Source organism: Pedobacter nanyangensis (genome assembly GCF_003313505.1).
Classification (GTDB): Bacteria; Bacteroidota; Bacteroidia; order Sphingobacteriales; family Sphingobacteriaceae; genus Pedobacter; species Pedobacter nanyangensis.
In genome coordinates this window covers 1-13,886 of sequence record NZ_QMHO01000004.1, presented here as the reverse complement: position 1 = coordinate 13,886, position 13,886 = coordinate 1, and the positions used below count along the sequence as shown (strand labels likewise).

At 39.7% G+C, this 13,886-nt stretch carries 8 protein-coding genes and 1 pseudogene; 6 read left to right on the top strand and 3 right to left on the bottom strand.

Going from position 1 to position 13,886, the window contains the following annotated elements; translation table 11 throughout:
- Nucleotides 1–11: 11 nt before the first annotated feature.
- Nucleotides 12–1,940, bottom strand: coding sequence for a tetratricopeptide repeat-containing sensor histidine kinase (locus tag DUT71_RS08695; RefSeq protein WP_162795991.1), 1,929 nt, complete (start codon nt 1,938–1,940; stop codon nt 12–14).
- Nucleotides 1,941–2,074: 134 nt separating this feature from the next.
- On the opposite strand from DUT71_RS08695, the gene DUT71_RS08690 reads away from it, so the two are divergent.
- Both DUT71_RS08690 and DUT71_RS08685 read left to right on the top strand, forming a co-directional pair.
- Entirely contained in the window at nt 2,075–4,942 is a 2,868-nt protein-coding gene (locus tag DUT71_RS08690; protein WP_162795990.1) for a CHAT domain-containing protein, read from the top strand.
- 34 nt (nt 4,943–4,976) lie between these two features.
- A complete protein-coding gene (locus DUT71_RS08685; protein WP_113662156.1) occupies nt 4,977–5,687 on the top strand; it encodes an MORN repeat-containing protein in 711 nt (236 codons plus the stop codon).
- A 210-nt stretch (nt 5,688–5,897) separates the two neighbouring features.
- Here the strand turns inward: DUT71_RS08685 and DUT71_RS08680 are convergent, their stop codons facing one another.
- Nucleotides 5,898–7,475, bottom strand: a complete 1,578-nt coding sequence (locus tag DUT71_RS08680; RefSeq protein ID WP_113662155.1) for a S41 family peptidase — start codon at nt 7,473–7,475, stop codon at nt 5,898–5,900.
- Nucleotides 7,476–7,542: 67 nt separating this feature from the next.
- Nucleotides 7,543–8,127, bottom strand: coding sequence for an AraC family transcriptional regulator (locus DUT71_RS08675; protein WP_162795989.1), 585 nt, complete (start codon nt 8,125–8,127; stop codon nt 7,543–7,545).
- Between the two features lie 537 nt (nt 8,128–8,664).
- Here DUT71_RS08675 and DUT71_RS08670 point away from each other — a divergent pair.
- From DUT71_RS08670 to DUT71_RS08655, 4 genes and pseudogenes are all read left to right on the top strand, one after another.
- Entirely contained in the window at nt 8,665–9,750 is a 1,086-nt protein-coding gene (locus DUT71_RS08670; protein WP_113662407.1) for a ligand-binding sensor domain-containing protein, read from the top strand.
- Complete coding sequence (locus DUT71_RS08665) at nt 9,750–10,811, top strand: ligand-binding sensor domain-containing protein (RefSeq protein ID WP_113662153.1); 1,062 nt, start codon at nt 9,750–9,752, stop codon at nt 10,809–10,811. The genes DUT71_RS08670 and DUT71_RS08665 overlap by 1 nt, the downstream gene beginning before the upstream one ends.
- A 143-nt stretch (nt 10,812–10,954) precedes the next feature.
- Nucleotides 10,955–12,679 carry a serine hydrolase domain-containing protein gene (locus DUT71_RS08660; RefSeq protein WP_113662152.1) on the top strand — a complete coding sequence of 575 codons (1,725 nt, stop codon included), beginning with the start codon at nt 10,955–10,957 and terminating at the stop codon, nt 12,677–12,679.
- A 466-nt stretch (nt 12,680–13,145) separates the two neighbouring features.
- Nucleotides 13,146–13,886, top strand: a pseudogene (locus tag DUT71_RS08655) (hypothetical protein); the annotation flags it as partial.

The window sequence follows — 13,886 nt, the reverse complement described above, 5'->3', positions numbered from 1 at the left end:
TGCCATACGCATTACTGCGTATTTGCTATAAAATGAAAGCTGACGATAATTTTGGTTCCCTTGCCTGTTGAACTTTCGATGTGGAAACTCCCATCCAGTTCTTCAGCATTTTGGCGCATGTTTTCCAGTCCAAACCCCTGACGGTTAGCAAATTTCTCAAACCCTTTGCCATCATCGCTAATGTTTACCTCCATTTTCTCCAGGTTGGCCCAAACCAATATGGCAATGTGGTCTGGCATTGCATGCTTTAAGCTGTTGTTTACTGCCTCCTGAATAATGCGGAAAATCAGCGTAGCTTGCCTTGAAGTGAGGAACAGGTTTTCGTCGGAACTTTTGGTAGCTATTTCAACCTTCTTCACTTTTCGGTAATATTCCCTCAATTTTACCAGCCATTCATCTAATCTTACTGATGGTTTGTTAATGAGCCAAACCGTTCTTCTCAATTCAGCAATGGTGTTGGCAACCAGATCCTTTACATGTTGTAGCTCCTCGGGTGTTGGATCGGTTTCAGCTATGGAAGTTTGGATAAAAGTAAGGTTAGCCCCGATATTGTCGTGTAAATCTTTAGAGATGCGCAAACGGTCATTTTGCAAGCTGTTTTTTGCTTCCAATTGTAACAGCTCAGCCTGTAAAATGGCTTCCTGTTTAAGTTGTTGTTCTTTGGCCTTTTTGGTTCGGTAAAGGTGCCAAAGTGTTACCAAAGTACACAAGACCAATAAAAGTGCCATGGATAAGTACAGGTTACGTTGGCCAATGCCCAGTTGCTGTATTTTGTTTTTTTGGGTAAGTATTGCAATTTCCTGTTCCTTCTTTTCGGTTTCGTGCCTAACGGTAAGTTCGGCAATGGCCTCTTGTTCTTCCGCTTTGCGCAATGAGTCGCGGAAAACAGTGTACGCCCTGAGGTAGTGATAAGCGGAGTCGTTTTGCTTGAAATGGCTATATTGGTTGGCAAGCTCCTCCAGTGCTTCGTAATGTTGCTTGTTGTTACCTATGGTAATGGCAATAGCTAAGGCCTTTTTCAAGTTGCCCACCGCTTCCCGTTTGTTGCCAATTTTGCCATAGGCCATTCCCAAGTAACCGTAAGAGTAAGCAATTTCCGAGTCCTCTTTTAACTTTTCTCTAATAGCGATGGACTTTTTAAGGTAGGCAATGGCCTTGTGCAGCCCGTTGTTTACTTCAATATAGGTAGCCCCTAGATCATTGTAAGCGAAAGCTTGGTCGGTTTCATTGCCCAGTTCTTTGGCAATTTTGAGGGCTTGCTGGTGCGCTTGGATAGCTTCGGCATATTTGTGCTGGCGTTGGTATACAATGCCTTTATTGGTATAGGTGCGCTGTATGCGGGTACTGTCATTAATGGCTTTGGCAAGTTCCAGTGTTCTTTCGTAATAACTTAAGGCTTTATGGTACTCCCGGCGGCCAACATGCATAATGCCTATTAAGTTGTTAAATGCAGCCTCTGCTGTTTTGTTGCCCAATGCTTGGGCCATGGTTAAGCCTTTGTAAAAAACTTCCATAGCCTCTTTATCCCGCTTTTTTCGCCTGAAATAGCTGCCCTTACAATATAATACCCAAACCAATTCGTTGCTGGGTTTTTTGGGAGAAATATAGGACAATGCTTTTTGGGCGTGTTGTTGTAACCCTTCCAAATCACCTTGCCCGTTGGAAATGAAGCCTAAAAGAATATGGCTTCTGCTTTTGCCCAAGGGATAATTTGCTTTTTCTGAAAGGTTAAGCAAGGTATCTGCAAGCTGATGAAAAAAGACATAGTCACGGTAGTAGTAATTGGAGCCCCATTGGTAAAGGCTATCTATTTTTTTGTTTTGCGGCCAATTACACTGTAGTATCTTATTAACGTGTACGTTAAAATCCTGTGCAAATACTGAACTATCCGCCAATAGCGGAAGCATCCATATAAAAATGTATAGGAGGGTGCGTTTCATCAAGAGTGGCTTGGTTATACTAAAATAAAGAAATACAAAATCACTTTCATACAAAATACGCAATTCATCGTATTGTGCTAAAAGGGAGGCTCCACGATCTTTATAGGCGTTCAAATCCTTTTAAATACCGACCATTGGCACCACTTGCGAAATCAATTGTTTTAATAAGCCTATTGTTTAATATCTGCAATGTTTATGGGCAGTTTAAGGAAGTTTTCCCTCAGCCGCCTAAGCTGGATGACCATCCCGCTTGGCAACAGCTCAGCAATGCCAATCAAGCGGGAAGGTGGGTAGAAACTTTTAATCTCGCAATTGCTTTGTCCGACAGGTACCCCGAAGCGGAAAACCTTTATTTTTATGCGGCAAACGCCTTGTACCAAAACAAACAATATCCCACAGCTTCGCAATATTACCAAACGGTAGTGGCCATATATCCCTTTCAATCGGCTAACCTCACGGCTACAGTAATGGGAGCGATGTATGCCAAAGAGCCGCAAGTGGTAAATTATGCCTTGTACGTACTTTCCTTTGTGCCCATGAGTCCAGCAGAAAAGATGCAGGCCGATCATCAGTTGCAAAAAGTACTGGATAATTTTGTGCCTTACACCGATTATGCTAGCGTAACTGCCGCCTTACAACGGGGGCTTCAGCAATACAGGGAAAGCTACGCGGATCACATGGCTTTTCACGAGCAATATGTGAAAAAATTGATGAACTTGGATTTGAGAAATAGCACTTTCCCCAAAGAAGCTTTTGCACAACTTAAAGCCTATAAAAATGCGGGGAACTATCCCGCGGTACTGTATAATTATTTATTAGGTAGCATTGCTACGGCCTGTTTAGTGGGTAACGAAAAAGCGGAACCGGCTTTTCAAGACCTTTTACCAGATTTTAACGCTTCACTTGCCGACAGGCGCAGCAACCCATTGTCTAAATATTTGTTGTACAGCCAAATGGAGCGTTACGCTGAACACGTAAAGGATTACGAATCAGTTATTTCTGCATCTAAAATTATGTTGGCCGAACTGAATGCCACGGATATTGCTCCAGCTTTGTCTTACAAGGTGTTAATTAACCTCGCTGATGCTTTTTTGAAGAAGAAGGACATCAACCAAGCAAAGGAGTACGGACAGGCATTGGCCAAAATAATTCCAAAAATAGCTAATCAACAGCATAAAATGGATGCCTACAATATCGCCGCCGTGGCCATGAGCTATTTGGATAAAACTAAAGCGGCACAAATTTTTGATGAGGGGATTGCCTATGCACAAAAAACAGGGGTGAGCAGTTTGGGCTTGATACAAAATAAGGAAGGCTTTATCAATGGGAAAGTAACCAATTTGCTCAAGGATGATGAAAGTTCATTTATGGTAGCCGAAAACCAAGGTGTTTTGTTTACCAATCAGCAAAAATATAAAGAAGCCATTCCTCATTTTATTCGTTCAAAAAAGATTTTGGAGAGCCAAATGGCTAAGGCTTCGCCAGAAAAGCAAAAAGGTTTGTTGGCCGATTATAATAGGGTATGTAATCTTTTGATAGGCTGTGTTGCCCATGTACAAGATGGTGTAGCTTTGCTACCAATCATGGAGGATGTAAAAGGATACAGCCTTGCCGAAAGCACCTCAAAGAACAGTAAGCGGGCCACAATAAAAGAGATACAGGCTGTGTTGCAACCTGATGAAGCATTGATCTACTATATTGATATTTCGGCCGAACTGTATGATGGTTATTATATCCCGCTATTGCTCACAAAGGATAAAGTGCATTTTGGTTTTTCTTTTGCAAGAGATAGCTTCCTGCCTGAAATATATGCAGGTTTTAATGCTGAAATTGGAAACATAGAGAAAGATTTGGCCCGAAAAGAATTTCGCAATCCCGCTTATACCCAATATCAAACCAGGGAGCAGGCAAAAGGACAAGATTTTAAACAAGGTGAAATGGGGCTGCTCATTGAACTTTACCGTCACAAGTTAAATCCTTCTGCCGAAGAACTCCGAAACGGCACTTACCATCCGAACATTGCCAAGGGTATTGGGATGGCATTTTACCACATGCTACTTCAAATGTTCGAACCACAGCTTGTAGGCAAAAAGCATTTGATTTTTGCTTTGGATGGCGAACTCAATTACTTGCCTTTTGAAACCTTGGTGACTGCTGATAAACAGTATTTGGTGCAAAAATACGACATCAGCTACATTCCAAGCGGTACGGTTTTAACCAATCTTCGTCAACGTAAACAAAGAACCTATGCTAAATCGGTACTGGCTTTTGGGGATGCCCGGTATAGTGCCAGAAATTCCAAAGGTTATCCGCTAAAATCGCAGACAGATGTAGAGCGTATAGAATTAAAGGTAAAGGAATCCATTGCACTCAGCCACAACCTTGATCAAGCATTTGCCACTTTTAGCAAAACGGCTGCCAACTACCTGGAAGGGACTAAAAAGGAGGTAGAAATGATCAAGACCATTGTCCCCGATGCTGATATCTTTCTCCATGAGAAGATGACTGAAAATGAGTTTAAGCGCTTGAATGCTTCAGGAGCCCTAAATCAATATCGTATTATCCATCTAGCGAGCCATGCGGGCGTAAATCCTTACGTTTTTGACCTCAGCGGAATTATGTTTTCTGTTTTTCCAGAACCCGTAGGTGGCGAAGATGGCGAGCTGGTGGTAAGTGAGGTGGCCAAACTGAAAATGGCACCCGAGCTGGTGATGTTAAGCGCCTGTCAAACTGGTTTAGGCAAGTTGGTACCTGGCGATGGGGTAGCAGGTTTAAACCATGCCTTTCTCATGGCGGGCGCTAATGCTACCATTACTTCCTTATGGAATGTAAGCGATTACGCTACCTCAGTGTTGGTCTCTAAACTCTACCGGAAGGTTTTTCAAGAACGAAAATCCTATGTAAGAGCGCTTAACGAAGTGAAAAGAGAGTTTATCAACAGCAGTGATCCCATGCTTAATCTAACCTTGGCGTGGGCGCCATTTATCTACACGGGAAAATAGAAAATCAAAACTGAACAATATATTTTAATAGAAGATGAAAACAACAATGAGTTTATTGGCGGCCTTGGCATTTACCCTATGCTTTAACAGAGCCGCGGCACAATGTCAGGGCGACTGCAACAATGGTTATGGTACTCTGGTGGCAGGCAAAACGACCACTACAGGGTTTTTCAAAAACGGGAAACTGGATGGTTTGGGCGATGTATATGGGGAAAATCTGTATTCTGGACAATGGAAAGAAGGAAAAAAGGATGGGTTTGGAGTGTATAAAGACGAAAGTAATATTAGTTATGGGATGTTTGTGAACGACTTGAAGCAAGGGCTGCACGTTACCCCGCTTGGAGATGGAAGCATTATCGCGAAGACTTTTGATAAAGGCGTACTGAAAGAAAAAAATGTGGTACCAAAAACCGCTGTGGCCAATTGCCCCTATGGGAATTGCCAAAATGGGATAGGTGTAAAGTTGGAAAGTTTGCCAGAAGGAAAAATGATGGTATATACTGGTAAATTTGTAAATGGCGCTTTGGAGGGACCTGGTTACGCCTTATATTCATCGAGTCCAAATCGAATCTTTGCTACGTATAAAGCGGGCATTACCCATGGTTTTATGATCATCATGTATGGTAACGGAGGAGTTGAAATGGCCGAGATGCAACAAGGTAAAAAGCATGGAAGAGTAATCAATATTTTCCCTAATGGGAAATCGAAAGTAAATTACTACGAAAACGATGTGGCGGTAAAATAATTGAGATAACCGATAGAATGATTTCGATTCGGGTTCTGGGCAAAGTGGCTACAAATTTAAGATTGCAAACCGTCTGCTTTTTTAAACCAATGGGCCCGAGGAGTAGAAACGTCCCTTTTTTTGTAGCAAAAAGATAGCCATTCCACTTTCACAATTCCAGTTTTCCTGAGCGAATATATTTCCCGCCACAATCATTAATGTTTATTTCATTTAATTTTGGGTTTCAAGTTCAAGTACCTTTTTAAACATTGGATCTTGATTTAAAAGAAATTCCTTTCCATAGATATTCGCTTTCGTAGTAGTACGTAAGTGTAAATGTTCAATAGTATATGGAACAGGGTATTCCACATGGTTCTGAAAAATATCACTTACGGTTTTAATGTTTGTCAAATCGATTTGTGGCTCTACCCTGAAAATCAATTTGCTGTAAGGGAGCATCATCACAATAGGATTGGTCTGAAGTCCACCGAATAGGTCAGGCGTCTGTCCAATGCTTATCAATTGCTCACTATTATTCGCTAAACTTGATAGGTTGCTCGCAGAAGAGTAAATATATCTGTCCTGTAGTATATAAATTTTTCCAGTGAAAGGAAGTTTAACCTTCTCGGGAACCACAAAACTGTAGGATTGCTTGATATAATACATTTCTATGCCTTTCAAGGTTGGATTATCGACTTTGAATGTGTGAGATTGTCTTCTTTCAACAGAGTCTCGATTTATCTTAAAATATTCTTGATTGTAGGGACTAAAATTTCTTCCAACTACAATATTTAGTTTTAAGGTGTCCTGCACAACTGATTTTAAAAACCTACTGTAGGTATTATCACTTCCGCCACCATTACCCCTAATGTCAATTACAATCGAATTGACTTTGTTTTTTAAAATAATTGCTTCCAATTTTTGTTTTACAGAATCTCCCAATTCTTCTTTCATCATTGGAACTTTAGCATAGAAGATACCTTTTTCTTTAAAGTAGTGAGTGATTAGAGTGTCATTGTTGTTGTTGTATCCGTATTTCCAATTCTTTTCCTGCAAAATTGATAGGCTATCCTTTTTAGCTATATCCAGATGGTATTTGTTGTTTCCCTTATCAAGGAAAACCAGTTTTAAAACTCCGTTTCTATAGTTTTCCGGATGTGCGTAAAAAGTCTCTTCGTAAGTCCTATTGTTTGTTCTGCCCCAACGCAAAGGCGATACCAGTTCTGTAAGGCCAGCTACATATCTGTGTATTTCAATTCCATTGCAACTTATTAATTTCATGGATGCAGGATAACTGATTTCCTTGTATTTGAAAGGTAACAGGTTATAGTATTCTCCAGATGTATAAATTAGATTTAGGTCTAGCTTGGTGTAATTTGCATTTTTGAAGTAATCAGCATACTGGTAGCTATTTTTCGTAGCTGAACTATCTATGTTTTTAACAGATCCGGATGGAATCCAGTATTTTATCAAATTGTCAAGTGAACTTTTCCCTAGTCGACTGGTGTGCCCATCTTGTGCTACGTTGATTGTTTTTTGAATTATTTGAAGAAATTCGTCTGTCGTGGTCTTCTTGTTGATTTGACTTCGCAGATGTTTAGCTTGTTTCTCGAAATCAATTCCTCTAATTTCTTTGTTGTAATATATAATTGGACTTGTTTGCCTGATATATGACACTAGTGAATCATGATCTTCCAGCATTTGGGCATAAGATAATTTTGGAAGATTTTCGGGATTACGTGATTGGTGTTTTGAGGTTGAACAGGCAATAAAAAGACAAACCGTGATTATTAAAAGATACTGCTTCATTTTTTACTTTCTTTTGAACGCAAAATAAAGTAATGCAGAAACTCAAAAATTGTAAAAATCGTTCAATCTATTTTTTATTGTAGATCCAGGTTAGATCGTTTTGTTGTATAGAAATCTTATCAAATAATTGTTTCGGGGAATAACCTGAAAATAATTTGAAGTCGTGGATGAGATGAGCCTGGTCGTAGTATTGATTTTTATAGGCGATTTTTGTTAAGGAATGTGGCTCATGTAAAATTTCATTTAATACATTTCTGAAACGTATTGTTTTGAGATAGGCTTTAGGGCTTTGGCCCAGATTGTTCATGAATAACCGGTACAAAGTCGGGATGCTTATTTCAAGCATTTTCGCAAGTACTTCAACAGTCATATTGACACTGTTGTATTTAGAAATGTAAACTAACGCTTCCTTCAGTTTATAAGGGATTTCAAATCTCAAATTACTTAACAATATATGTTCAATTAATTCAGCTCGTTTTGAAAAGCTGTTTTCTTCAAATATTTTTTCTAAAACGGCGGAGTCAGCTCCTGAAAAAATATCGAGAACATTATTTGATACCATTAAATCATTATATTTTTCACAAGTAAAAGCTCGCAAGGCCGAGGGATGGAAAACGATGCATATTTGGTCAAGACGAGAATTAATGTTCACGTTGAAAGACATCTTGTGAAAGTAGCTAACCTTTTCAAAACCTTTTAGCCACGCAAAAGACTACATCTTCGCCAACAATATGCGAAATTATGAACGATAATCCAACTATCAGAGCAGGTAATAATCTTTGATTTTAGGCAAGTTTAAGGATGGATTAACGAATATAAAAACTATTCATTACCTGAAATTTTGTTGTATAATATGAGACGTATTCAACATCATTCCGCACAGTTTAACTTAATACTTAGGCAAACTATTGACAAGGTCCTAAATTGGGTAGGTCAAGCAAAGAAACTTACCGAAAAATAAACAACCAAAATCAAACTTATAAAAGGGAAGCAATTTTAGAATACCGCCTCGAATGGGCATTTTTTTTAGTTTTAAAGGTTGATAAATCCGATTGCTTTTAGAAATAAAGCTTTTAAAGATAAATTATCGCTCTAATTCAAATACATGTATAGGATTTTTATAATTTAGTTAAGTAATGAGTTGTTTTGATGTTTAACAACAGCCATTACTGAACAATAAGCAACCAAGATGAAATTGACCATACTCTTATTTTTTAGTATCTTATCTATTTTGACTTCGTGCAATGGGCAGACTTCCAATTCGGAGAACCAATCTATCCTTGCAAAAGAAATGAAGGACCATTCTGTCCCTTTGAAAGAAGTAAATATAATGGGTGATACTGTAAAAGAACTTGGAAGCAGTATTATGGTAATTTACCAAGACAAGGAAAATACCTATTGGTTTGGCAGTTGGAAAACGGGGGTGTACAGATATGACGGTAAAACTTTGATCAATTATACCACAAAACACGGTTTGTATACCGATAGAGTTGATGATATCAAAGAAGATCAATCGGGCAACATCTATTTCTCCGGGATGAACCCAAATGCTACGATAACGAAGTTTGACGGAAAATCGTTTACGAATATTAGGGCCACTCCAAGTAATGAATGGAAACTTGGACCGGATGATCTGTGGCTAAAAAATCCCCATCAGGACAAACAAAAAGTTTATCGCTTTGATGGAAATACCTTTTATGAATTGACACTTCCAAAGCCACCTCAACTTAACCAACCATTTGATGTTTATAGTATTTACAAAGATAGGAAAGGTAATATTTGGTTTGGCACCAATCCGGTTGGAGTGTGTCGATACGACGGAAAATCATTCGAATGGATTACTGAAGAAGATGTGACCGAATTTCGCGATGGAGGGAAAAATGGAGTGCGATCCATTACGGAAGACAAAAATGGTGACTTTTGGTTCAATACCGAAAAACGTTATAGTGTTTATGACAGCACAACTTTAAAAAGCAATAAGTTTTATACAAGACACGAGAGCATAGGGAGTTTAGACGGAAAAAACACAAGTGGTTTAAACGAGTACCTTTCAACGGTAAAAGACAACGAGCATAATTTATTGTTTGCAACTTATCGTGATGGCGTTTGGAAATATGATGGAAAGAAAATTACTCATTATGTAATTCAAGATAATTCAAAAAACATTAAATTATTCAGTATTTACAAAGACAACAACGGAGACCTTTGGCTTGGGACGCAAGAAAATGGGGCCTATAGATTTAATGGAAAGACATTTGAAAAATTTAATCCATAATGAAGAAAAAAATAAAATTGATTTATCTATTAGCCATATTGACACTAAATTTTTCTTGTGTTGAAAAGCAATCAACAAAAGAAGAAACGACCACGCCTGAATTGGTAGTAAACCAAAAAACCGACACCTTAAAATTTACTTCGGGAATACGAGCTATCTTTCAGGACAGTAAAGGCAATTACTGGTTTGGAAGCCATAAGGAAGGCGTAAGTTTTTATAATGGAAAATCATTTCACTACTTAACAGCCAATGAAGGTTTACCGGACAATCAAGTCCGTTCCATTCAGGAAGACAAGAATGGCAAAATCTGGATTGGAACTTCAAAAGGAACAGGTGTTTATGATAAAGGAACGTTGACTAACTATCCGACAAAAAACAACGAACCAAAACAAGAATGGAATGAAACCAATGGAGATTTATGGTTTTATGCGGGTGAAGAAGACGGGATAAGCCGTTTTGACGGCCAACATATGAACTATCTGATTTTTCCAAAACCCAAAAATGAAAACCCAGATAATTCCTATGGTGTTACGGGTATCTCAAAAGATAAAAACGGTAAAGTTTGGATGGCAACCTACTCGGCACTATTCAGCTATGATGGTAAAATGGTAAATATCTTTGATGATGAAAAATTAAACCTAAAAGATGATGAGCTTTTGCATATCAGAAGTGTATTGGCAGATTCAAAAGGGCGGATTTGGATAGGGAACAATGGGATTGGCGTTTTGCTAATGGAAGGTGATGCCGTTATAAATTTTTCTGAAAAGCATCATTTAATCCATCCAACAAGCACAAGAAGAGGAGATAAATCACAACCAGGTACACTTGAACACGTTTTTGCCATTGAGGAAGATTCAGAAGGCAATATTTGGTTTGGAGATCGAGATACGGGAGCTTGGAAATATGACGGCAAAAAGTTGGTTAACTACCAGATTGATCCAAAATTGAACGCTCAAATGATTTGGAGTATTTATGAAGACCAGAACAAAAACTTGCTTTTTGGAATGGCGGGAGGTGGTGTTTATAAATTCAATGGTAAAACATTTGATAAACAATTTTAAAGATATGAGCCTACAACAGCAGTTTGGCAATTTGATTGAGTCCCTTTTTTTTAAAGTTTGCTATGGTAGCTAACAAAATAGTTTAGAGCTTAATTCGCAGTTTGTATTCGTTTTATAACTTAGAAAATGTTAATTTTTGCGATATGAAGATGCTATTATTGTTTTTTGCACTAATTACCTCCGGCGCTATTGCGCAGCAACCGGCCGATCAAACCGAACTTGTCAAAACTTCGGAACAATATTTTAATGAAAAAATGGCATCTGACCATATCGTCGGACTGAGTGCTGCGATCATACTCGACGGCAAGGTAATCTGGAAACAGGGGTTTGGTTATGCCGACAGGGAAAACAAAATTGCGATGACGCCGCAGACGGTGGTCAATATCGGTTCTGTCACCAAAACCTTTACCGCACTGGCCCTGATGCAGCTGTACGAGCAAGGGAAGTTGGATATCAATAAGCCGCTAAAAACCTACCTGCCCCAGTTTAACCCAATGGCAGGACCGGGCATCAACCCCGACAAGATTACGGTGAAAACGGTATTGACGCATACCTCGGGCATCCAATCAGACATCTGGAAAAATTCGGACCTGGAAAGTGGAAAATATACCGATATTCCCCGCTTTGTTAACCAAACCCATTTGTTATACCCAGCGGGCATGGTAGGGCTTTATTCGAATGCTGGCTATAACCTCCTGGGTAATCTCATTAAAGCTGTTAGCAAAGAGGACTACGCTGAATATGTTCACCGCCATATCCTTGATCCGTTGGGGATGTTGCACAGCGGATTTGCCATGGACAGCCTGCAGAACCGCAGTAATATATATGCATACGGGCAAAACTTCAAGGCGTTTGAACTCCGGGATATCGCCTCTGGTGGTATTTATGCGGATCTGAATGACTTTGCCAAATATGCGACCGGCTTGCTGAAAGCTTACCGGGGCGAAACCAATTCTTTGATTAAAGCGAGCACCCTTCATCAGATGTTCAGCCTACAGAATGCCTCCGTCCCAATAGAAACCAACAAAAAAGGCCTGGGCTGGTTTATGTTTAAAAACGACTCGACCTTTGCCGTTTACCATGCGGGAAGTGCTGGTTTTGCCCATGCCAAATTGCTGCTCTTTCCCGAAAAGAATGCCGCTGTTATCGTGATGACCAATACAGCCGAGGGCGGACAGGCAGCAGAAGATTTCTGTTTTAAACTGTTGCCCAGGTTCGGTCTGCGTATTTCTGATCTATTTCCCGCTCCTAAAACTGGCTTAATCCATGATACTTCTCCTATTGTTCAACTGTCGCCAGCAGAGCTAAAGAAACACGTGGGCAGCTATGCCAAAGCAACGTCTTATGTGACCATTTCCCTAGCGGATAAATACCTTAGGATGAGTGAGAATGATAAAATAACGATCTTAAAGCCGCTCAGTGCAAATCAATATGTGCCTTATGAAATCATTGGCAACGACACGCTGATGAAAAAAAGTGACCAGCGTTTTTTCTTTACCAACATCCAAGGGTATCATTATCTGATCCAGCGGAAGGGCGAAAGGGAGTATAACTGGGGTTATCAACTGAAACCGATTGACATCGGCCTTTGGCAGAAACGGACAGGATTATACCATCAATACGGTTACCAGATGCTGATCGGTGACAGCAAGTTTAAAAGCGTTGAACTTTATATCACCCCTGATCATGTACTGATGTGCCGGCTCAAAACGATGGGCAGTACCAATGAAATCCCTTTAGATGTTATCGACAATAACCATGCGCTTTCTTCGGGTGTTAACGCTGGTTTTGGCGGCTTTACGGTTACCTTTAGAACAAATAAAGGGGAACAGTTGGTGGATTTTGCCGGTATCACCTTCAGGAAATAAACGTTACCATCATTTAAGTAGAAATACCACTTCCTGAAAATTTGGAGCGGTAGACTGCTCATTTTTATTCAGGAGTGCCCGTAAAAGAACTCCAGTCAATATTTTTTCGTCCACTGTTTTTCGGAAGTTGTAGAGATACCATTGTTAAAAACGTTACTTGCTATAATTTGGAATAGCAGATTATTCTTTTTCGTTCAGACTGGCTGAATTAGGGATATTTTTGCCTTGGCTTTTTGTGGCAAATAAGGTAGCAGCTCCAAAACTGCAAAGCCCATAAACATGTAACACAATCTAAAATACAGCTAAGGCACACGCTCCATTTTTTTATTACGTATAGCAATTTTTTGTCATTCTTATATAATTGTATAGCATCAAGTTGTTTTAGTTTGTAACCTGTTGATTTACTTGGTGATAAGTAGTGTTAATTTCGCTTCGCATGGTTATCCGCTCTCCATGTCCAATTAAAATGAACGCACATCATTCTCAAACTTTTATGAAGATAGGATCACAATCTCTGCTATCTACCGAAAAAGCACAGGCTCTTCAGAAAATTAGTAATGCTCAAGAGCTTTTATATCATCGTCTCGCCAATTTTATGGGTAAAGCTATTTGGATTGGTTTAATCTTTGGGTGCCATACTATGGCATTGGCTCAGCAAAAAATAAAAGACGGTTCAATTAGCGGGAATAACTTGCCAAATAAAGACGCTTTGCTTGAATTAGAAAGTAACAACAAGGGGTTGTTACATGCAAGAGTGGCTTTAAGGCTAACTACAGATGCGTTTCCTTTGACTGCGCATGTAGCGGGTATGATGGTTTACAATACTACAACGACTAATGACGTTGTGCCTGGAATTTATTATAACGACGGGTCTAAATGGGTGTTTGTAAAAAGTTCAAATGCTATTCTTGTAGAAGATCAGTGGGGAAAAACTGGTGCACCCGGTATCCCAGGTACTGTAGGTGGACCGGGCATCGGGGTTACAATAGTTAATAATGATAGCGGCACTTGGGTCTTTAATCCTACTACTAATACTTGGACTAACATCCGCGGTCCACAGGGCCCGCAAGGGATACAGGGTATTCAAGGTCCTCAAGGAGTACAAGGCGTTGCGGGTACCAATGGCACAGATGGCAAGTCTGTAAGCAGCGGTACCGGTGCACCAACTGGCGGCAACAATGGCGACACCTACATTAATACGACTACA